Source organism: Tenacibaculum sp. AWR4_210 (assembly GCF_056160945.1).
The window spans coordinates 253,174-272,988 of record NZ_JBSWYF010000003.1 but is presented as its reverse complement, the minus strand read 5'-3'; the positions used below and the strand labels follow the sequence as shown (position 1 = coordinate 272,988).

Annotated in this window: 21 protein-coding genes and 3 tRNA genes; 13 read left to right on the top strand and 11 right to left on the bottom strand. The window is 38.9% G+C overall.

Going from position 1 to position 19,815, the window contains the following annotated elements:
- Positions 1-84: 84 nt before the first annotated feature.
- The 7 genes from ACXAG7_RS07165 to ACXAG7_RS07135 all read right to left on the bottom strand — a co-directional run bounded on the left by ACXAG7_RS07165 (position 85) and on the right by ACXAG7_RS07135 (position 5,939).
- The gene (locus tag ACXAG7_RS07165; RefSeq protein WP_408043288.1) at positions 85-1,098 is read right to left on the bottom strand and encodes a formimidoylglutamase; all 1,014 of its coding nucleotides are present in this window, start codon (positions 1,096-1,098) and stop codon (positions 85-87) included.
- A gap of 24 nt (positions 1,099-1,122) precedes the next feature.
- A complete protein-coding gene (hutI, locus tag ACXAG7_RS07160) occupies positions 1,123-2,355 on the bottom strand; it encodes an imidazolonepropionase (protein ID WP_408043289.1) in 1,233 nt (410 codons plus the stop codon).
- A 157-nt stretch (positions 2,356-2,512) separates the two neighbouring features.
- A complete protein-coding gene (locus tag ACXAG7_RS07155) occupies positions 2,513-3,397 on the bottom strand; it encodes a nuclear transport factor 2 family protein (protein ID WP_476666454.1) in 885 nt (294 codons plus the stop codon).
- Positions 3,398-3,488: 91 nt separating this feature from the next.
- A complete protein-coding gene (locus ACXAG7_RS07150) occupies positions 3,489-4,367 on the bottom strand; it encodes an AraC family transcriptional regulator (RefSeq protein WP_476666453.1) in 879 nt (292 codons plus the stop codon).
- Between the two features lie 9 nt (positions 4,368-4,376).
- Positions 4,377-4,814 (bottom strand): GNAT family N-acetyltransferase, encoded by a 438-nt coding sequence (locus tag ACXAG7_RS07145; RefSeq protein ID WP_476666452.1) that lies wholly within the window; start codon positions 4,812-4,814, stop codon positions 4,377-4,379.
- 6 nt (positions 4,815-4,820) lie between these two features.
- Positions 4,821-5,141 carry a DUF6122 family protein gene (locus ACXAG7_RS07140; RefSeq protein WP_476666451.1) on the bottom strand — a complete coding sequence of 107 codons (321 nt, stop codon included), beginning with the start codon at positions 5,139-5,141 and terminating at the stop codon, positions 4,821-4,823.
- Positions 5,142-5,144: 3 nt separating this feature from the next.
- Positions 5,145-5,939: a TrmH family RNA methyltransferase gene (locus tag ACXAG7_RS07135; protein WP_476666450.1), complete on the bottom strand. Its 795-nt coding sequence runs from the start codon at positions 5,937-5,939 to the stop codon at positions 5,145-5,147.
- A gap of 216 nt (positions 5,940-6,155) precedes the next feature.
- On the opposite strand from ACXAG7_RS07135, the gene ACXAG7_RS07130 reads away from it, so the two are divergent.
- Positions 6,156-8,600, top strand: a complete 2,445-nt coding sequence (locus tag ACXAG7_RS07130; protein ID WP_408043294.1) for a M1 family aminopeptidase — start codon at positions 6,156-6,158, stop codon at positions 8,598-8,600.
- An 11-nt stretch (positions 8,601-8,611) separates the two neighbouring features.
- The gene (msrA, locus tag ACXAG7_RS07125) at positions 8,612-9,247 is read left to right on the top strand and encodes a peptide-methionine (S)-S-oxide reductase MsrA (RefSeq protein ID WP_476666449.1); all 636 of its coding nucleotides are present in this window, start codon (positions 8,612-8,614) and stop codon (positions 9,245-9,247) included.
- Positions 9,248-9,278: 31 nt separating this feature from the next.
- Here msrA and ACXAG7_RS07120 read toward each other — a convergent pair whose 3' ends face one another.
- Genes ACXAG7_RS07120 through ACXAG7_RS07110 form a run of 3 tightly spaced genes read right to left on the bottom strand, consistent with a single transcriptional unit; the run spans position 9,279 to position 11,057 of the window.
- Positions 9,279-9,704: a DUF2147 domain-containing protein gene (locus ACXAG7_RS07120; RefSeq protein WP_476666448.1), complete on the bottom strand. Its 426-nt coding sequence runs from the start codon at positions 9,702-9,704 to the stop codon at positions 9,279-9,281.
- 41 nt (positions 9,705-9,745) lie between these two features.
- Complete coding sequence (locus ACXAG7_RS07115; protein ID WP_408043297.1) at positions 9,746-10,273, bottom strand: KdsC family phosphatase; 528 nt, start codon at positions 10,271-10,273, stop codon at positions 9,746-9,748.
- A complete protein-coding gene (locus tag ACXAG7_RS07110; RefSeq protein ID WP_476666447.1) occupies positions 10,257-11,057 on the bottom strand; it encodes a Rossmann-like and DUF2520 domain-containing protein in 801 nt (266 codons plus the stop codon). The genes ACXAG7_RS07115 and ACXAG7_RS07110 overlap by 17 nt, the downstream gene beginning before the upstream one ends.
- A gap of 98 nt (positions 11,058-11,155) precedes the next feature.
- Between ACXAG7_RS07110 and ACXAG7_RS07105 the strand changes: the two genes are divergently transcribed.
- The 11 genes from ACXAG7_RS07105 (at position 11,156) to ACXAG7_RS07055 (ending at position 19,521) form a co-directional block, all read left to right on the top strand.
- Positions 11,156-12,571, top strand: a complete 1,416-nt coding sequence (locus ACXAG7_RS07105; protein ID WP_476666446.1) for an MATE family efflux transporter — start codon at positions 11,156-11,158, stop codon at positions 12,569-12,571.
- A gap of 49 nt (positions 12,572-12,620) precedes the next feature.
- Positions 12,621-13,817 carry a trans-sulfuration enzyme family protein gene (locus ACXAG7_RS07100; protein ID WP_408043300.1) on the top strand — a complete coding sequence of 399 codons (1,197 nt, stop codon included), beginning with the start codon at positions 12,621-12,623 and terminating at the stop codon, positions 13,815-13,817.
- Positions 13,814-14,530, top strand: coding sequence for a bacillithiol biosynthesis deacetylase BshB1 (bshB1, locus tag ACXAG7_RS07095; RefSeq protein ID WP_408043301.1), 717 nt, complete (start codon positions 13,814-13,816; stop codon positions 14,528-14,530). Before ACXAG7_RS07100 ends, bshB1 begins: the two co-directional genes overlap by 4 nt.
- 55 nt (positions 14,531-14,585) lie before the next feature.
- Positions 14,586-14,661: transfer RNA gene (locus ACXAG7_RS07090), tRNA-His, on the top strand.
- Positions 14,662-14,914: 253 nt separating this feature from the next.
- Positions 14,915-14,990: transfer RNA gene (locus tag ACXAG7_RS07085), tRNA-His, on the top strand.
- 220 nt (positions 14,991-15,210) lie between these two features.
- Positions 15,211-15,286 (top strand) — tRNA-His (locus ACXAG7_RS07080).
- 331 nt (positions 15,287-15,617) lie between these two features.
- The gene (locus ACXAG7_RS07075; RefSeq protein ID WP_408043302.1) at positions 15,618-16,016 is read left to right on the top strand and encodes an ACT domain-containing protein; all 399 of its coding nucleotides are present in this window, start codon (positions 15,618-15,620) and stop codon (positions 16,014-16,016) included.
- Between the two features lie 225 nt (positions 16,017-16,241).
- The gene (locus ACXAG7_RS07070) at positions 16,242-16,883 is read left to right on the top strand and encodes a hypothetical protein (RefSeq protein ID WP_476666445.1); all 642 of its coding nucleotides are present in this window, start codon (positions 16,242-16,244) and stop codon (positions 16,881-16,883) included.
- Positions 16,884-17,121: 238 nt separating this feature from the next.
- Positions 17,122-17,595 carry a Crp/Fnr family transcriptional regulator gene (locus ACXAG7_RS07065; protein WP_476666444.1) on the top strand — a complete coding sequence of 158 codons (474 nt, stop codon included), beginning with the start codon at positions 17,122-17,124 and terminating at the stop codon, positions 17,593-17,595.
- Between the two features lie 62 nt (positions 17,596-17,657).
- Entirely contained in the window at positions 17,658-17,951 is a 294-nt protein-coding gene (locus ACXAG7_RS07060; protein WP_408043305.1) for a DUF1330 domain-containing protein, read from the top strand.
- Between the two features lie 199 nt (positions 17,952-18,150).
- Entirely contained in the window at positions 18,151-19,521 is a 1,371-nt protein-coding gene (locus ACXAG7_RS07055) for a hypothetical protein (RefSeq protein ID WP_476666443.1), read from the top strand.
- 99 nt (positions 19,522-19,620) lie between these two features.
- On the opposite strand, the gene ACXAG7_RS07050 is transcribed toward ACXAG7_RS07055, so the two are convergent.
- Positions 19,621-19,800, bottom strand: coding sequence for a hypothetical protein (locus ACXAG7_RS07050; protein WP_408043307.1), 180 nt, complete (start codon positions 19,798-19,800; stop codon positions 19,621-19,623).
- Positions 19,801-19,815 lie beyond the last annotated feature (15 nt).

The following is a 19,815-nucleotide window of genomic DNA, read 5'->3' as shown; positions in this document are numbered from 1 at the left end:
GAATTTACGACAAATATTTAAGTTGGTGGGCATAAAAAAACCTGCAAATTATGCAGGTTTTTATTATGTTGAATACTGTGTTATTTAATTCATTCGCGTCCTTGCTTTGATAAAATCAGACACTAAATAACTGATGAATTTTCCAACTTGTCCAGCTGTGGTAGGTTCGTTTTTTACGGCCGGTGCTCCTTCGCAAATGTGTAAGTAGCTCGCATTAGCGTGTTTTCCTAAGTTGTAAACAAACTGTCGTGCTTCACGAGCAGAAAAGCCACTAGGCGTCATAGCACTACTCGGGAAGTGTTCAATGCAATCCAGATCTAACTCTATACCGTAATGCGTATTGGTGATAAAATCCACAGCTCGTTGCAGTTCATTTGTAAAGGAGGCTAGCTGTGTAATCGCCAATTCTTCATAGGTGTTGTATTCTAAATTAGGATTGTTGTGTATTTCTTCAAATATATACTGAGGCGTGTAGTTTTCATGAAGCCCAAACATAAAGTACTTTTGCAAATATCCCTGGTCTAAGGCATAAGAAAACCCGTTGCCACTATGGCGCTCTTCCAGGCGTCTTAAATCGGTATGAGCATCCATGTTAATCACATTCACAGCATTTCCTTTTGCCGATGCGAGTCCTTTGATATTTCCAAATGCGTTATTGTGTCCACCTCCAATAATAATAGGAGTTTTATCGGCTTCAATAATTTGACGGATAATATCAGCTAAGGCATCGTCAATTTTTTTCACCAAACGATCGCCTAATGCGCGGTCTTTAGGATCGAATTTTAAGACATCATCCAAACAGTCGAGATAGCCCAGAACAGCGATGTCACTACCTTGGATAAACTGATTTTGTTGGGTGTTGAGGAAGGCTTTTAAACCGGGAATGAATCCGGTATGTGCACCGCCATTACCTCCGTTCATTTTTACGCCAATATCTTCAGGGACTCCTAATAAAATATACTGAGCATCGAGTTCTTGCAGAGCCTCTTCAAAGGATACCCGTTGGTTGAATACCGCTACGGTTTCTCCGAGTTTGGTTTCACCAGGTCGTTTGTTAACGAATTGATCTATGTGTTCTCTAGTAAAAAAAGTAAGCATAAAAGCAATGTGTTATAGGGTGAATTAAATTTTCTTACCGTCGATATAAACACTATCGATGTGGTTAGATCCGAAACTGTACGGTAAAAACCCATAAGAAGGGATTTCCTTTGTCACTATAATATTCGCCTTTTTTCCTTTGGTGATACTTCCTACTTCTTCGGCGAGATTCATGGCATAAGCTCCGTTAAGTGTTGCCGCGTTAATCGCTTCTTCCGGAGTCATTTTCATTTTTATACAGGCGGTAGCCACTACGAAATTCATATTTCCTGAAGGTGTTGACCCTGGGTTGTAGTCGGTAGCAAGGGCTACAGGTAAACCTGCATTCATTAAGTCTCTTGCAGGCGTATAAGGAATGCTTAAAAAGTAAGAACAAGAGGGGAGTGCTACTGGCATGGTAGTACTACCTTGTAAGGCAGTAATATCGTCTGCATTCATCACCTCTAAATGATCTACTGACAAAGCATTGTTTTTGACACTCATAGCAACGCCACCGATCGTGGTAAACTGGTTGACGTGTACTTTAGGTGTAAGTCCGTATTTTTGAGCAGCGATCAAAATTCTATCTGTATCTTCCACAGAAAAATATCCTGTTTCACAAAAAGCATCTACAAACTCAGCGAGTTTTTCAGAGGCAACTTTGGGTAGCATTTCTTCAATGATTTGCTGAATATAGGCTTCTTTGTTATTTTTAAACTCTGTAGGAAATGCATGGGCTCCTAAAAAGGTAGCCTTTATGGGCAGCGCGTAGTTTTCTTTCAGTTTTTTTATCACGCGAAGCATCTTGAGTTCTGCTTCAACGGTTAAACCGTATCCCGATTTAATTTCGATAGCTCCGGTACCTAAAGAAATAACTTCGTCCAAGCGTTTTGAGGCTTGTTCATAAAGGGCCTCTTCAGAGGTTTCTTGGAGTTTTTTTGCAGAGTTGAGTATTCCTCCACCATTGTTGGCTATTTCTTCGTACGAAAGTCCGTTGATACGGTCTACAAATTCTTGTTCTCTATTACCAGCATAAACGATATGGGTATGAGAATCACACCAGGTAGGTAAAACAATCTGGCCCGTGCAATCTACAGTAGTATCTGCAGTTTGTGGAGCTTGATCCATAGGACCAAAGTCTTCTATGCGATCGTCTTTTATGAATAAAAAAGCGTTTTTAATGCTCGGGAGTGTCGCCATGTCTTTACCACTTACTTTGGTAGTAGCTGCGTCACGTATCTGTAATAACTCTTTAATGTTAGTAAATAAAGTTGTCATGTGTTGTTCGTATTAGTACGAGACAAACTTACATTAAAATGACCAAAGTCTTAGCGGTTTTTTTGAATAACTGGCATCCGAGTAACAACGGGTTTTAAGTGGTTTTTTCAACCTTTGCAAAAAACAAATAGCTATCGCGAACGATAGCTATTAGCATTTAGAACATACCGTTAGTATGTGCCATTTCGGATGGGATTTCTTGGATAACATCCCAGTGTTCTACAATTTTTCCATCAGCAACTCGAAATAAATCATAAAAGGCATGAGGGCGCTGGTGCCAACTCCCTTCGCTGATCGTCAAAACGAAGTTACCTTCTCCCAAAATTTTGTGAGTTTTTTTGTAAACAAACATATCTCCTTGCGCTGTGAGGTAGTCTATTGCTTCGGACAATCCTTGTAATCCATCAGCTACCATAGGGTTGTGTTGATCGTATTGGGTAGTGCTCAGGTATTGAGTAATGCGTTCAGGGTGTTTGCCAAATAAAACATCTTTGACAAAATTGCTAACCAGTGTTTTGTTTTCTTCCGTTTTGTCCAAGTCTGTAATTGCGGTTGGTCCATCAACTTGCGAGCGGCCGCTTTTGGTGGTTTGTACTTTAGGCGTGATGGCATCCCAATGCTCCGCGACGCGCCCGTTTTCCATACGCCAAACATCAAAAGTTACTACTTCTGGAGCGCCAAAAGCATCGGCATTGATGTAGCTATTATGCATAACTATAAAGTTACCGTCTTGTAACATACGATGTGTGGTACTTTTTGTTTGGGCTTTCTCGAGTACCGGTAAAAAACCCAATACGGGAGCAATTCCCGTTGGTACATGGGGATTGTGTTGAATGTAATTTTCGGAAAAGTACTGTTGTACCTCTTCTGCATTGTAGCGGTTAAAAAAAGCATCTTGAGCACGTGTCGCTAATGACTTTAAATCGGTTGAATGTGTGGTCGTTTTCATGGTGTTTTGTTGATTGTTTTGCTGTGAGCTCTTGTAAGAAGTCCCTAGTAGGGCTATAGCCATGCCAAGAGCAATTGATTTGTTTAGCTTCATAAATTAACGAGTTAAATCTCTGTGCAAAGTTCAAGAAAGCTACCAGTTATTCGAGTATCCTAATGGTACTATCTAGTGTAAAAATGGGAAATTACCTGGTTGTGCTCCTAAATTCTTCAGGCGTTAGTCCGGTGTTTTTCTTAAAGTACTTATAAAAGTTACTCGTTTCTTCGAAACCAGTTTCAAAAGCAATTTCTTTTATGGGGAGGTTGGTATTAAGTAAATGGCGTTTGATGACTTTGATGTAGGTAGCGTCGATAAATACTTTAGCCGATTGGTGTATGATACTTTGGGTAATCGTATTCAGGGTTTTTGAAGAGATGTTTAGGCGAGCTGCATAGTAACTTACTTTTGAAGAGGAGCAAATGTGTTTTTCTACCAAGGCTTGAAACTCTAAAAATTCTTTCAAGTATTTTATATTGCTGATGGTGAGACCCTGCTTTGATTTAATTCGATACAAGGTGGTTAAGAGTATGTGAAGCTGACTGCGAATAATTCCTAGAGAAAATTGATCGCGTTGTTCGAAATATTCGCGCTTTATTTGCGCAATGATACTCAGGCTTGCTTCGGCTTGCTGCTCCTCGAGTTGAAATACAGGAGGGCCTAGGAGTTCGTTAAAGAGCTGCATGGCTATTTCATTAGCAGAAGCTTCGAGGTAACTAACCAGAAAGTTGTCTGTAAATAATAGTAAATCTCCCTTAGCCTCAGGGTTTAGATAAAACTTGTGCAATTGTTGTTTTCGTATGCTCAGTACACTTCCGGCTTGATAAGGATAGTCCGTAAAGTCTATGCGGTGCTTTCCTTTTCCTTCTCTAATAATAACCAACATGAAAAAATCTACTACTTGGAGTTCATTGAGCTCGTGCTCAAGACCTGTCATTTGAAATAAGTTTTCCAATGTTATGATGTCAAATTCGGCTCCAGGTAACTGTTGATTATTGAATTTTATGTGTGCGAAGTCCTTTATCATAATGCGGAATTACAATGACATGCTTACAATAGGATAGGGTTTACCACTGCCGTCTAGCGGCGATCTTCCGATGACTTTAAATCCCATTTTTGTATAAAAATTCAAAGCCTGTTCATTCGCCTCATTTACTTCGACGAGAGCACAGTTTTTTTGAGTAATTGCGAAGTTTACCAAGGAACTCCCCAGTCCAGCTCTTCGGACATCAGGATGAATGAAAAGCATTTCAATACTATTTTTATGAATGCCGAGAAATCCGTTGGGCTTTCCTTCTGTATCTTTGGTATAAAACAATGCTACCGCATAGAAATACTCATTTCGAATACGCGGTTTGTAATAACGAAGGTCTTCTTCTTTTAAAAAATGATGGGTTGCTCGTACCGACGCTTCCCAAATGTCTAGAAATTCGTCGTATAGGTTTTCAGTGGCTGGATATATCTTGTTATTCATCTGTTATTATGGGAGTACCTGTTGTAACCAACAATCGATACTGTCTGTAAAGATATGAAAAAGACAGGCTGCTGCGAACAGACGAATGGGGCGCTTCAAAAACAGTCCCAATAGATATACACCTATGGCTAGGTAGCTGTGGAGAGGATGGAAATTAATACTACACCGGTCCGATTGAAATATAGGGGTTGCCAACAAATGATCTAAATCGATGAGCATGCTGGCCAAAAAGATGAGATACACCTTTTTCCATTGCTCTTTAAACAGAAATACAGCAATGAGCAAAGGGGCTCCAAAATGCAGAAAATAGTGAATTAATGAGCGCATGACTTACTGGAAATCTCGCTGTCTTTTCGCTTCAAAAGTCAAAATAGCAGCGGCCACGGATACATTCATTGAATCGATGGTACCTTGCATGGGGATGTTGATATTTTGAGTGGCGCGTTCTCTCCAAATTTCTGTTAAGCCTGTGGCTTCTGTACCGACAACTAATGCCGAGGGCTGTGTGTAATCGTTGAGGTGGTAAGCATTAGAGTTTTGCAATGTTGCGCTGTATATGTTTATCTGTTGTGCTTCGAGGTATTCACAAATTTCTTCTGAGCTTCCAATAGCGATTTGATTGGTGAATAAACACCCGACACTCGATCGAATAATATTTGGATTGTACAAGTCAGCTTTCGGATCGGCAATAAAAACAGCATCGACATTTGCCGCATCAGCTGTGCGAAGCATGGCTCCGACGTTGCCTGGTTTTTCAATACTTTCCATTACTAGCACTAAAGGTGTTTCAGTATTGAATTTAACAGCATCCAAAGAGAAATCTTTTGATTTTAGAACTGCGATAATCCCTTCAGTAGATTCTCGATAAGCCAATTTTTTATAGACTTCTCTTGAAATTTCTACGTATTTATTCGTGTCAGTATCAAAAGAAGTAAGTGTAGTAGTATCGCACAAACTAGGGTCAAACAGCAGGTGGGTAATTTCATAGCTTCCCGCGAGAGCTAGTTTTAGCTCACGTTGTCCTTCTACAATAAAAACACCTTTCTTTTTTCTCTCTCGTGCTTTGTCTTGTAGTTTTAACAAATCTTTTATAAATGAATTTTGTGGGCTTGTGATACTTTTCATGCTTGCAAAAATAGCATTCTGCACCCATTTAATCACAGATTCTCTAAAAAGAATTAAGAGGGTAGTTGTGAGAAATTTAGCGCAGTCTTGATAGTCAACACACTGCTCCTTTTAACTGCCCATTAACAGAGAGGCCAACTAATTTTAGTATTTTTGAAGCCAAAGCTTGTAAATACTGAGCTAAAAAACCTTAATTTAAAGAGTTAGATACAACGTATGAAGTTATTTAATAGGATCATCCTCGTAATTTTAGTAGTTAATTTTTCTTGGGTTCAGGCCCAAGATGTGTACCACCCGGAACGAGAAAAAACACACGATTTAATTCACACCAAATTAAAAGTCGCTTTTGATTTTAAAGCAAAAGAATTAAAAGGAGAAGAATGGGTTCGTCTCCGTCCCCATTTTTACGCAACTGATAAAGTAGTACTGGATGCCAAAGCCATGCTCATTCACGAGCTGAAGTTAAACGGGAAAACGCTACCGTATAATTACGATGATTTTAAATTGAGAATTGATCTTCCAAGGGTCTATAAAAAAGACGAAGCCTTTGAACTGTATATCAAATATACAGCAAGACCTGAAAGAGTCAAGCAGCAAGGGAGTGCCGCGATCACCAGTGCCAAAGGGTTGTATTTTATCAATCCAAATGGTCTCGATCCTGATAAACCAACTCAGGTGTGGACTCAAGGAGAAACGGAAGCTAGTAGTTGTTGGTTTCCTACCATCGATGCTCCCAACCAAAAGACATCACAAGAAATTTACATCACCGTACCTAGTAAATATGTGACTTTATCTAATGGGAAGCTCGAAAAACAAACTAATAATCCAGACGGGACGCGCACGGATTATTGGAATTTTAACCAAAAGCACGCACCTTATTTGTTTTTTATGGGAGTAGGGGAGTTCGAGATCATTCGTGACAAATACAAAGAGATTCCCGTTGATTATTACGTCGAAAAGAAATACGCACCTTATGCAAAGGAGATATTTGGAGATACACCTGCAATGCTCGCTTTTTTCTCTAAGATAACGGGAGTTGAATACCCGTGGAACAAGTATGCGCAGTTAGTTGGTCGCGATTATGTTAGCGGTGCAATGGAAAATACAACTGCAGTAATCCACGGTGAACACGCCTATCAAGTTCCGGGTCAGCTCATCGATCAAAACAGTCATGAAAAAACGATTGCGCACGAGGCTTTTCACCATTGGTTTGGTGATTTAGTAACGGCAGAAAGCTGGAGTAATTTAACGGTTAACGAGAGTTTTGCTAATTACAGCGAATATTTGTGGTTTGAACACAAATACGGAAAAGATTTTGCCGATGCACATATGTTTGAGGAAATCAAAGCCTACAAGGAAGGTCAGAATTTTAACAAGCACCTTGTTCGTTTTAATTACGCGGATAAGGAAGATATGTTTGATGCGGTTAGTTATAATAAAGGAGGGGCAATTTTACATATGCTTCGCAATTACTTAGGAGATGAGGCCTTTTTTGCAGGAATGAAAACCTATTTAGAGGCTCATAAGTACGGTACGGGTGAAGCACATCAATTGCGTTTGGCTTTTGAAAAGGTCAGCGGGAAAGATTTAAATTGGTTTTTTAACCAATGGTATTTTAGCAATGGACACCCTACTTTAGATATAAGCTATGACTACAATAAGCTATTAAAAACCGTTGCGGTAAATATCAATCAAACTCAAGATAAGGTATTTCAATTTCCACTAGCAATCGATATTTTCGAAGGAGGTAAGCGAACGAGACATACAGTTTTTGTCGATGGACGTGAACGCTCGTTTTCTTTCCCATTTACGAAGCAACCGGAGTATATTCAAATAAATGCTGATGCTGTCTTGTTGTGTGATGTTATCGAAAATAAGCTGACGGATGATTATATATTCCAATTAAAAAATGCCGTGAGTTTTATTCACAAAAGGGAAGCCTTGCTGGCATTGCGCAACAAACAGGATGAAAAACGAGTTTTTAAGGCAATTAGTCAGGCCATGAACGATCCGTTTTTTAAAGTTCGAATATTAGCCTTGAATAATATCAACTTAATTTATAAGAATTCAAAGAAGGCTGTTATTGAAAAAATCAAGCAATTGGCGATGAACGATCCGAAAACCTTGGTACAGGCAGCGGCTATCGAAACCTTAGGAAAGTTGACAGATCCGGAATTAAAACCGGTTTTTGAAAAGGCGCTTGAAAGTAAATCCTACGCTGTATTGGGGAAAGCTCTTGTAGCCATGTATTACGTAGACAAAGACTTGGCTATCAAGAAGTCGAAAACCTTACCAGTAGAGGTGAAAAAGATCATTGCCACCCCTTTAACACGTATCTATTTAGAAGAAAATGATGCGGAAGAATTAAATTTTATTGCAAGTAATGTAATGTCGGGCATGTTTTTGAGTCCAAATAAACAAATTCAATCATTGTATAAAAAGGCCTACGATAAGATTGCCGAGAGTAACAATTCGGAAGCCATTAGAAATTTAGCCAATGATATTGTTGCCAAGGGTATTCAATACAAGCAGTATAATTTTGACAAGGTAGGTATTAATTTATTGCGCCAAATGGTTCAAAAGCAAAAAAATGCGAATCCGTCAAACAAGCATAAAAATATCGAAATTATCAAAACTGCTATGGCTAAATTATTAGAATAATTTAATCATTTATGAGAGTAGTTAGAATTGTAAGTTTAGTTATTGTAAGTTTAGTAGTTTGGAGCTTTGCAAAAGGCCCTGAAAAGAGAAACTCAGAAGTAAGACCTATGGGGCATCAAAAGGATACCAAGGTGGCTTATTTTGCCAGTGGATGTTTTTGGTGTGTCGAAGCTGTTTTTGAAAGCGTACGCGGCGTAGAGGAGGCGGTATCAGGATATGCCGGAGGACATACGACTAACCCGACGTATCAGCGCATAGGTACAGGGCGAACGGGACATGCTGAAACCGTTGCTGTGTATTACGATCCTCAAAAGGTAAGTTATAAAACCTTAGTGACCGTATTTTTTGGTTCTCATGACCCAACTACCGTAAACGGACAGCATCCGGATTACGGGACACAATACCGCTCTATAGCTTTTTATCAAAACAAGCGAGAAAAGCAGGTATTAGAGAAGTATATAGCAGGCTTGTCAAAGGTGTATAAAAGGAAAATAGCCACAGAGGTCCTACCTTTTAAGAAATTTTATAAAGCGGAGGAGTATCATCAAAATTACGAACGCTTGCATCCAGACAATCCTTATGTGAAAAATGTATCGATACCGAGGTTAAACAAGTTTAAAAGAAAGTTTCCACAACTTTTAAAGTAATAAAAAAAGGCACTGTAAAGTGCCTTTTTTGTTAACTGTCTTTTCGATACCAATATGCGGTTCTTCCTAAAAGAGAGAATCCGATATATCCGCGAATTTTTAATTTATTTGCATTTTCTAGTTTGATGAAACACTTGTATTCTTTTCCTTTTTTAGGGTCTAAGATTTTTCCACCACTCCATTCGTCACCGTCTTTTTTTAGTCCAGTTAAAATATTCATTCCTAAAATAGGCTTGTTTTTATTTTTACCGCTACACTTATCACAAACAGCATTTTGTCTGTTTTTATCAGTGATTTCAATAATTTTAGCATAGGCTTTACCGTCTTTTTCGTACACTTCGATAACGCTGTCTACGCGATTTGTTTTCTCATCTCGGTTTTCCCATTTTCCAAAAATCGTTTGCGCCTGCATACCTAAAGTAGCTAATAGCATGAATGTAAAAAATAATTGCTTCATAGTATCCTGTTTTGATTTAATGAATTTACTAGTTAAAATTGTTAGTCGTATTGGGCGTCAAAATTGTCGTCCCACTTACCTTGTACACGGAGTACCTGCTCAATGATGTCACGGACACAGCCTTCGCCTCCTTTTTTATCTGAGATGTACTTCGATACCTGTTTTATTTCTCGTACACCGTCATTAGGGCTACAAGGCATTCCTACTTTGGCCATTACTGGGTAGTCCGGAATATCATCGCCCATATACATCACGTTGGCTGGGTTTAATTGATACTTTTCAACGAGTTCAGTGTACTGTTCCATTTTATTGTGTGCACCCAAGTAGATGTCTTGAATACCGAGGTTGGCAAGACGCGTTCGCACACCTTCGTTTTTACCCCCCGAGATGATACACACGCGATATCCAGCTTTTACCGCAGCTTTGAGCGCGTAGCCATCCTTGATATTCATATGTCGTATGAGTTCACCACTAGGCATGATGGTTACCATTCCGTTAGTTAATACCCCATCAACATCAAAGATTAGAGTGTCAATTTGTGGAAGTAACTCTTTATAACTTTTTTCCATTTCGTATTGAATCGGTTAATAATTGATAAATTTCTTGTTGTTCCTGAGTCAAAAGATTCAGGTGTTTTTGTATGGTCTTTTCGTCGTTGCGCTTGGCTGGTCCGGTTTGTGCCGATTCAGGAGCTAAGTTTTGAATTTTAGCTGCTGTTTCACCGATTAGCGGATGCAATACTTCAAAAGGTACAGCATAGCGATTACAAATATCATACCCAATTTTATATAGGTGATTGGTGAAATTGTTGACGAAGACAGCTGCCACATGTAAATAGCGACGTTGCTCAGAATTTATTGCATAAATTTTAGAGCCGATACATTCAGCCAATGTTTTCAACAGCGCAAAATCATCTGGGTTTGGGGCTTCTAAACAAAAAGGAACATCAGAGAAGTCGACTTCTTTTGCCTTGCTAAAACTCTGTAATAGGTAAAATACTCCTTTTCTCTGTGAATTCTCCAAGCTTTGTAGATCAGCGCTTCCCGAGGTGTGGACTACCAATCGGGCATTGTTAAGTTGCTGTGAAACAATTGAGATGGCGTCGTCAGAGACTGCGACAATTGCCACGTCTACTGCTTTCATTTCATTAAGTGAATGGGCGATAGGAAGGGTATTGAATTCGCTTAATTGCTCGGGTTTCCTCGCATAAAGTTCCACAATTTCAACTTCTGGAACGGGTAAAAAAGCACGAATCAAATGATGGGCGATATTGCCTCCTCCTATAATAGCTATTCGAATCATATAAGCGAAGATATTGATTTTATTTAAGAGGATTTGCGATTTTTTTTGCATATTTGTATCATTATGATTGTTTAAGTTTACCCATCGACATATAATTATTTAAAAACCTTTGTGTTAAAGGTTCATTGTTTATGTGAAAACTTTTTAAAATGACAAAATACAATCATACTTCAACTTATATATATTCTATTTTTTCTTTATTTAAACAAGCTATCTTAGGGAAAGAGCACGACTTTACCCAAGGAAATTTGAAAAGAGCAGTTTTTATGCTGTCAATTCCAATGATTTTGGAAATGCTTTTTGAATCGGTATTTGCTTTGGTCGATGCGTTTTTTGTATCGAGGGTAAGCGTTAATGCTATTGCAACCGTGGGATTAACCGAGTCAGTACTGACCTTGGTGTACGCTGTAGCCATTGGATTGAGTATGTCAGCCACGGCAATGGTGGCCCGTCGTATCGGTGAAAATGAGCCCGAAAAAGCCAATGAAACTGCGGTACAGGTAATTTTCTTGGGCGTCGTATTGGCAGCACTCATCAGTGCTGTGGGGATCGTTTATCCCAAAGAGTTATTGGAACTGATGGGAGGATCTCCCGAATTGATTGCAGAAGGATACGGTTACACGCAAATAGTACTAGGAGGAAACATTACCGTAATGTTGTTATTCTTAATAAATGCCGTGTTCCGAGGGGCAGGAAATGCCTCCATAGCCATGTGGACGCTTATAGTATCTAACGTGCTCAACATGATTTTGGATCCCCTGTTGATTTTTGGTTGGGGCCCCATTCCAGCTTACGGCCTTGAAGGGGCTGCTATTGCCACAACCACCGGTAGAGGGGTTGCGGTAGTACTCCAATTAGGGATTTTGTTTTTTGGATCAGGTAAAATAAAACTGAGTCTAAGAGCACTGCAATTGCAACTCGCTCTAATGCTTCAATTACTGCGCGTTTCTATTGGAGGAATCGGACAATTTTTAATAGGGACTTCTAGTTGGGTATTTTTAATGCGCATGATATCTGAATTTGGAAGCGAAGTATTGGCGGGATACACGATTGCCATTCGTATTATGCTGTTTACTTTAATGCCCGCTTGGGGAATGAGCAATGCCGCTGCTACTTTAGTAGGACAAAATTTAGGAGCTAAACAACCTGAGCGTGCGGAACAATCGGTATGGATTACAAGTAAGTATTGCGCGTGGTTTATGGGGTTGGTATCATTAGTTTATTTGGTAGGAGCTACGGAATTTTTAGCCCTGTTTTCTTCAAATGCAACGGTAATTGAAAACGGAGCGCTGTGTTTGCGAGTTATGGCTATAGGTTATATCGCCTATGCTTATGGTATGGTAACAATTCAATCGTTTAACGGAGCGGGGGATACCATAACACCAACCATTATCAATTTTGTTTGTTTTTGGTTGTTTCAATTACCTTTTGCCTATGCCGTTGCCATTTATTTCGATTACGGTCCAAAAGGAGTATTTTGGTCTATAACCTTGGCAGAGGTACTCATTGCTATTATTGGTGTTTTGTGGTTTAGGAAAGGGAATTGGAAGCAGGTGAAAGTTTAAAATGTTTTTCGTAACTTACATATTACGAAACGTTTAACCAGCTTTTAAAATGAAAAAAAACACAAATTTTGGTAAAAATACCATATGTACACATGTAGGCGAACTAAAAGATGAACAGTTTAAAGGATCTATATCTCCTTTGTATATGGCTACTTCTTATGCTTTTGATGGAGTTGATGTGAAGCGATATCCGAGGTACTTTAATACGCCAAATCAATTGGGAGTAAGTGAAAAAATTGCAGCCCTCGAAGGGGCAGAGGCAGCCTTGCTATTGGCCTCAGGAATGGCGGCAATTAGCACGAGCATGTTGGCCTTTTTGGAGCGAGGAGATCATGTTGTACTCCAAGAAACCCTCTATGGCGGTACCTACAATTTCGTAAAAGAAGAATTAGAGAAGTTCGGAATTACCTATACGCTAACTAAAGGAATGGATGTGGCTGATTTTGAAGAAGCCATTCAGGCAAATACGAGACTTATTTTTATTGAAACACCCTCGAATCCACTCTTGAAATTAGTCGATATTGAAGCAGTTGCAGCATTGGCAAAGAGCTATGAAATTCGTTCGATGATCGACAATACGTTTGCAACACCGATCAATCAAAATCCGATTGCACTTGGAATTGATGTAGTAGTGCATTCAGCAACAAAATATCTAGGAGGACATTCCGATATTTTGGCTGGAGCAGTGGTTGGTACGGCAAGAGACATTCATCGAATTTGGGATCTCGCCAAAAATTTAGGAGGAAGCCTTAGTGAATTTACGGTTTGGATGTTGGAACGAAGTTTAAAAACACTTAATTTGCGGGTTCAAAAACAATGTGAAAATGCGATGGAATTGGCCATGTATTTGGAACAGCACAAGGCAGTGGATAAAGTACATTACCCTGGGTTACTTTCACACCCTCAGTATCAGGTAGCACAAAAGCAAATGAGTGCTTTTGGAGGTATGTTGTCTTTCGAATTAAAGGAAGGGTATGGAGCGATGGAATTCCAACGTAATTTAGAATTGATAAAATCATCTATGAGTTTGGCCGGAGTAGAGAGTACAGTGTTAAGTCCGTCACAGACTTCGCACGCCTTGCTTTCCGAAGAAGAACGAGCGCGACAAGGAATCTCCGATAGACTTCTCCGATTTTCTGTTGGAATTGAAGATACGAGTGATTTAATTGAAGATATTAACCAAGCCATAGAGCGGAGCAAAATTAAAAAAAGTACAAAAAAAGAAGTACAGAAGAGTAATTTATGAAATTAGACATACTTGCTTTCGGAGCACATCCGGACGACGTAGAATTAGGTTGCAGTGCAACAATTGCGAAAGAAATAGCCCTTGGAAAAAAGGTGGGAATAGTTGATCTTACGAGAGGAGAATTAGGAACGAGAGGTTCGGCGGAATTAAGAGATCAAGAAGCGGCGAAAGCGGCCGAAATATTGGGAGTATCAGTACGTGAAAATCTCGGTTTCTCAGATGGGTTCTTTAAAAATGACAAAGAACATCAACTAGCAGTAATTAGAATGATTCGAAAGTACCAACCCGATATCGTGCTTTGTAATGCTGTTGATGATCGTCATATCGATCACCCCAAGGGGAGTAAACTCGTTTCCGATGCCTGCTTTTTGAGTGGACTACTAAAGATAGCAACGAGCATTGATGGGGTAGCTCAAGAGAAATGGCGCCCGAAACAAGTATATCACTATATTCAATGGAAAAATATTGAACCTGATTTCGTTGTCGATGTGACTGGGTATATGGACAAGAAAATAGCCTCTGTGATGGCCTATGCCTCTCAGTTCTACGATCCCAATAGTGAGGAACCGGAAACTCCAATAACGAGTAAGAATTTTACTGATAGTATTGAATATCGGGCAAAAGATTTAGGAAGGCTTGTAGGAGTTGATTTTGCAGAGGGTTTTAATTCAGAACGTTACGTAGGAGTTAAAAGTTTAAGCGAAATTTTTTAGATAAAAGTTTGGCGGAATTGCGAAAAGCTTGTATATTTGCACCCGCAAGACAAATGGTGGTTGTAGCTCAGTTGGTTAGAGCGCCGGATTGTGGTTCCGGAGGTCGTCGGTTCGAGACCGATCTTCCACCCAAATGCCAAGCCTTAGTAGAAATACTAAGGCTTTTTTGTTGTTCAAAATTTTTAGTCAGACCAACGGTAGAGTAGTCATCTCTTGAAATTGTTGTAAAATTCACTCCCAACACCGCGCTCTGATTATTTTATGAGTAGGCCTAAATGGGGACTGTTCCTAAATCAACTTTATAGTTGTGGAAACTTATATTTTATCTAAATATTTTTGTTGTAATTTCTGATTATTTTGTATGTTTGCACCCGCAAAATACCTGGTGGTTGTAGCTCAGTTGGTTAGAGCGCCGGATTGTGGTTCCGGAGGTCGTCGGTTCGAGACCGATCTTCCACCCAATAGTAAAGCCTTAGTAGAAATACTAAGGCTTTTTTATAACTTTTATTTTAACCAACAGGCCTCCTCGTATGCGTATATAGGCTAGCGTAGGGATCGTTTTAACGTATCATTCTGGAAGACAGCTAATAGCATTTTTTTGTGGAAATTAACCCTGATTTATAGTTTAAACTTGAGTGTAATTCTCAATTATTTTGTATATTTGCACTCGCAAAACAAATGGTGGTTGTAGCTCAGTTGGTTAGAGCGCCGGATTGTGGTTCCGGAGGTCGTCGGTTCGAGACCGATCTTCCACCCAAAGTTAAACCTCAGTAGAAATACTGAGGTTTTTTTGTTTTTATACTGTATAAAGTTGTTACGCGAAGCGTTTTAGTCAATAACGGAGCTGAGGAGCAAATTGCTATCATAAAGATTTCACTATAAATTTATTTCTTCGAACTTTAGTTGTATTTTTAAAATTCAGGGTATTAATTAACGAGTTGGCTCGAGAAGCTAAGACATTGATGGCTATGGAGCTTTGCTGTAGTGTTCAACGAAGTGCTTATAAAGACTTGCTAAGTAAGCAGACCAAGAGCCGAGCCCTGTAGTAAAGAATTCAATATTTGTATAATAACATAAACAAGAGGAATTGTCGGGAGAAACAAAATTGGTAAAGCTTTTGGAAAATATGACTCCTAAACTACAAGAAGGAGTGTACGTGTTTTGTAAAGTCAGTTCATTGCAAGGTCTTCCTTGGGATGAACTCATAGGAGTGTTTAAAGAAGAAGAAGCGACAACAATTATTCTTGAAAAATCACTAGCTGATTCTTTGGGATATACCTATGAGTATACGGCGGCCTGGATTACACTACAAATACACTCATCATTAGAAGCTGTTGGTTTGACGGCAGCATTTTCAAATGCACTGGCAGCCGAAGGGATTAGCTGTAATGTTGTGGCAGCTTACTATCACGATCATGTGTTTGTTGCTGAAAAAGATGGCCATCGTGCCTTATCGGTATTGCAAGGCTTAAAGAAAATTGACTAATAGAAGCGCATTATAGTACTAGGCTAAGTAATGATGTTTACTTACTATAACATCTAAAGAACTTAAAATTCTTAATGTGCTTGTATTTGGCTCGAAAAGGCCAGTTGTTTTACGGGATATAGATGTCGAATTCCGCTTTTTACGTCATAAAAATACTGGGACCCCATCGCATTTGAAAAAAAGAAATTACATTTGACTCTAAACCTAACTTGAAACCTTGTTTTTATGAGTAATTTGATTGTCCTGATAGTATTGAGTATCGCTAGTCTTGTGTTTTTATGGATCATCAGAAGAAAGGGCAATAAGGCAGAGGCCTTGTCTTTTTTGTCAACGATGATTGCGACATTGTTTGGGGTATTATTGGCTATAACGTTGTCTGACAGGTCAAATAAAACTAAAGAAGTTTCTGATACCATTAAACTTTTAAAATCGGCATCGAATATACTGGATAGAACGCACGTATATGTCATTGGTTTGGAAACGTACATACAGTCGTTGGAAAAAGATAGTCTTAAAATATCCGAGGAACGTCTAATTGAGATTAAAAAAAACAATCCCGTTCCATATCCTCAATTGATGGAGAAGATTGTGTCCAATGAAATCATTGCTAAGAATTTATCGGACTATACACACAATAGGATATTTACAGAACTGATCAATTTACAAAAGATATCGAGCTATGGATCACTGCCCATATACAAAAGGACTTTAAAGGAACTTTCGTTATTGTTTTCTTTAGAAGAAGAGTTTCAGAAAGGGGTACTAACTGAACCAGCACTCATCCATAATTTTGAACAAGGTAGGAAAGAGTTAGCGGAACAATATCCTATAGGTAGTTCAACAACTATTTGGGAGACTCGGGAATAGGGAAATTCGTTGCTTGTTAATTCTTGCGTTTTTTAGGCTTATACACTCATTATTAGTGAAATAATTACGGTGCGACACGGGCATTCAAATCACAATTGGGTTGATGGAAGGGGCACATGAAAAAGTAGACAACAATCAGCAATTGTCGCAGGTATTGGGTGTTGTATATCATTGGATGGTATTGTTGATCAAGTATTGAAAGAAAGATGTATCCTTTACATGATTTAAATTGATGTTTATGGAAGTAATGAAAATAAAGAAAGGAACGTGTTTACAACGTAGTGGAGTGTATAATACCTGTGTTTATGAAGTCGTTTCAGGCTTATTACGCTGTTATACCATTGATAAAAAAGGAAAAGAGTACACTTTTATGTTCGCTCCTGAAGGGTGGATTGTTGCAGATGCAACACCGAGTGTACTACCAGCGGAATTGTATATTGAGGCGTTAGAAGACACCGAAGTTCGTATTAGAAAAAAGGAATTGATAGGTACTGAATCACAATTGCAAGCCATATCGAAACGTATGTGGGTATTACAACAACGAGTAATCATGTTAATGAGTTATACGGGATTAGAACGTTACGAACATTTTTTACAAACTTATCCGTCATTAGTGCAACGAGTATCACAAAAAATGATCGCTTCCTATTTAGGAATGACCCCCGAGGCTCTTAGCAAGGCAAAGCACGATGCATTGCGTTCCAACTCTTAATATATATTAATGCAGGGGGTATTGCCAGCAGCTAATTTTGATTTCAATTAAAATTTTTAAATATGAAAGCATATATGTTAGCATTTGTTAGTGTCAATAACTACGAGGAGTTCGCACATTCTTACCTAAGTAAAGCGGTACCAATTGTAAAACGGTATGGAGGGATCACCCTTGCTGTAGATGATACTCCAGAGTACATTGAGGGAGTACTACCTGCAGGTCGATTGGTACTTATTGAATTTGACTCGAAGCAGAAGGCCTTAGGGTTTTATAACGATCCAGCATACCAACCTTTAAAAAAATGGAGGCAAGGAGTGAGTACTAGCGAAGCCGTAATTTTTGAATCGGGATTATAAAGGAATGTAATTAAAATTCAGAAAACTGACTTGGAAGAGGTTTTAATAGGATATTATAAAAAAAACTAGCTTGAATTGGCTAGTTTTTTTATTTTTGCCCCGAATAAATTGCATTTACAACAACACTATCGATATTAAACTGACTAAAGGTGAGCCTTCGGTGTTGTCTTGTTGTAATTCACTGAAATATTATTTTTTTATGAAAACTACATTAAAAATTGCATCTATTGCTATGTTGACTGCGTTTACAAGTGCGTATGGTCAGGAAAAAGTAACTACCGAGTCAGGAGGGAAGTCCGACTTTATTTATCAAAGTGGAATTGTGGCGATTGGTCAAACGAGTTTGGGGTCTTTCGCAAGTCCGGATACTAATAAAAAATTACAGGTGAATGGGGGGATAACTTTAGCAAGTGGTGCTAAACTTACTTTTGACCCTAACAATTACACGCATGCCTATTCTGCGTATAACAGTTCACTTTCGGAGGCCCGGTATCTAAATTTTGGTTATTATGGTCATCGTTGGGATACGCGAACTGGGAATGCAATGGTCATCCTAGGGAGTAATAATAACGTGGGGATTGGAACCGACAATCCTAAGGGAAAGCTTACGGTAAATGGAAATATCATTGGGCAGGGGCACATGTATCTTAATCCTGATAATGGTACTGGGTATTTGTCATCTCGATTGTATTTAGAAAGTCATAATGACTACAGAGGTGCAGGAATAGTAAGTATGGGGCAAACGAACTATTGGTATGCAGGAAATCCATACAGAGATCACGCGAATTCCTATATGATTGGTGTAGCACCAAAGACGAGTAGTCCTGATGCTATTGGACAATTACAGTACGCAAAGTTTTACATCAACTCAAACGGTAGTGTAGGAGTCGGTACTACAACACCAAATGCCAAGTTTGAAGTTTTTCAAGACACGAATAGAACGGTTTTGTTAAATCCCGAAAATCAACTAGATGTAAACGGAAAGTCATCTTTAACGATTAAAGAGTTTGTGCCTAGTATCGAGTTTTCAGATGCGACTCCTAGTTCGAGTTCAGCGGTGGCTTTTGCCAATAACGGCAAATTCTTTATCGGTAAGAAGTCTGGACAAAAAATGACGGAAAGTGAGGTATTCGCGGTAGACTTAAATACCGGGAATATAGGTGTTGGTACTGTTGATACAAGTGGATTTAAATTGGGAGTTAATGGAAAGGTAGCTGCTTTAGAAGTTAAAGTAGCAGCAAAGAGCAACTGGCCGGACTACGTTTTTCAACCAACTTATGATTTACCAAGTTTAACGGAGGTAGAAGAGCACATACGTCAAAAAGGACATCTGGCAAACATTCCTAGTGCTGAAATAGTGGCAAAAGAAGGTTTTTACTTGGCCGATATGGACGCGAGATTATTGGAGAAGATCGAACAACTAACCTTGTATACCATCAAGCAACAAAAGGAAATAGAAACGCTAAGAGCTCAGCAGAAAAAAATCAAAACCTTAGAGGAAGAAAATAAACTTCTAAAATCGTTGCTCATAAGAGTGCAACAATTGGAAAAGAAAATGAATGAAAAATAAAATACGAGCGGTGGTTAATACTACCGCTTTTTTTATCCCGTAGATCGACGGAAGTTTAAAAAAAACTACCGCATTCCAATGCGGTAGTTTGTAATTTTCTTATAATAGGATACAGCTTCCCCAACGGTTACAAAAGCAAGGCTCTCTTAATTCGTGTCCGTTTGGTAAGGTTAAACAACACCAACGAGTCCCACATTGTCTCCAACGATTTCCTCCGTTAATAGATTTTTGTTCCTTTTTGTTTAGCGCTGTACCTAAGTTTGAAATGTTTTTTAGCATGGTTTGGTTATTTAA

What these genes read in the sequence shown, in the direction of transcription:
- ACXAG7_RS07070 (WP_476666445.1), top strand. Translation starts at nt 16,242, where the DNA reads ATGAGTAATTTGATTGTCCTGATAGTATTGAGTATCGCTAGTCTTGTG.
- ACXAG7_RS07135 (WP_476666450.1), bottom strand. Translation starts at nt 5,939, where the DNA reads ATGAAAAGTATCACAAGCCCACAAAATTCATTTATAAAAGATTTGTTA.
- ACXAG7_RS07060 (WP_408043305.1), top strand. Translation starts at nt 17,658, where the DNA reads ATGAAAGCATATATGTTAGCATTTGTTAGTGTCAATAACTACGAGGAG.
- ACXAG7_RS07110 (WP_476666447.1), bottom strand. Translation starts at nt 11,057, where the DNA reads ATGCAAAAAAAATCGCAAATCCTCTTAAATAAAATCAATATCTTCGCT.
- ACXAG7_RS07130 (WP_408043294.1), top strand. Translation starts at nt 6,156, where the DNA reads ATGAAGTTATTTAATAGGATCATCCTCGTAATTTTAGTAGTTAATTTT.
- hutI (WP_408043289.1), bottom strand. Translation starts at nt 2,355, where the DNA reads ATGACAACTTTATTTACTAACATTAAAGAGTTATTACAGATACGTGAC.
- ACXAG7_RS07140 (WP_476666451.1), bottom strand. Translation starts at nt 5,141, where the DNA reads ATGCGCTCATTAATTCACTATTTTCTGCATTTTGGAGCCCCTTTGCTC.
- ACXAG7_RS07165 (WP_408043288.1), bottom strand. Translation starts at nt 1,098, where the DNA reads ATGCTTACTTTTTTTACTAGAGAACACATAGATCAATTCGTTAACAAA.
- ACXAG7_RS07055 (WP_476666443.1), top strand. Translation starts at nt 18,151, where the DNA reads ATGAAAACTACATTAAAAATTGCATCTATTGCTATGTTGACTGCGTTT.
- ACXAG7_RS07155 (WP_476666454.1), bottom strand. Translation starts at nt 3,397, where the DNA reads ATGAAGCTAAACAAATCAATTGCTCTTGGCATGGCTATAGCCCTACTA.
- ACXAG7_RS07150 (WP_476666453.1), bottom strand. Translation starts at nt 4,367, where the DNA reads ATGATAAAGGACTTCGCACACATAAAATTCAATAATCAACAGTTACCT.
- bshB1 (WP_408043301.1), top strand. Translation starts at nt 13,814, where the DNA reads ATGAAATTAGACATACTTGCTTTCGGAGCACATCCGGACGACGTAGAA.
- msrA (WP_476666449.1), top strand. Translation starts at nt 8,612, where the DNA reads ATGAGAGTAGTTAGAATTGTAAGTTTAGTTATTGTAAGTTTAGTAGTT.
- ACXAG7_RS07105 (WP_476666446.1), top strand. Translation starts at nt 11,156, where the DNA reads ATGACAAAATACAATCATACTTCAACTTATATATATTCTATTTTTTCT.
- ACXAG7_RS07050 (WP_408043307.1), bottom strand. Translation starts at nt 19,800, where the DNA reads ATGCTAAAAAACATTTCAAACTTAGGTACAGCGCTAAACAAAAAGGAA.
- ACXAG7_RS07100 (WP_408043300.1), top strand. Translation starts at nt 12,621, where the DNA reads ATGAAAAAAAACACAAATTTTGGTAAAAATACCATATGTACACATGTA.
- ACXAG7_RS07065 (WP_476666444.1), top strand. Translation starts at nt 17,122, where the DNA reads ATGGAAGTAATGAAAATAAAGAAAGGAACGTGTTTACAACGTAGTGGA.
- ACXAG7_RS07115 (WP_408043297.1), bottom strand. Translation starts at nt 10,273, where the DNA reads ATGGAAAAAAGTTATAAAGAGTTACTTCCACAAATTGACACTCTAATC.
- ACXAG7_RS07120 (WP_476666448.1), bottom strand. Translation starts at nt 9,704, where the DNA reads ATGAAGCAATTATTTTTTACATTCATGCTATTAGCTACTTTAGGTATG.
- ACXAG7_RS07145 (WP_476666452.1), bottom strand. Translation starts at nt 4,814, where the DNA reads ATGAATAACAAGATATATCCAGCCACTGAAAACCTATACGACGAATTT.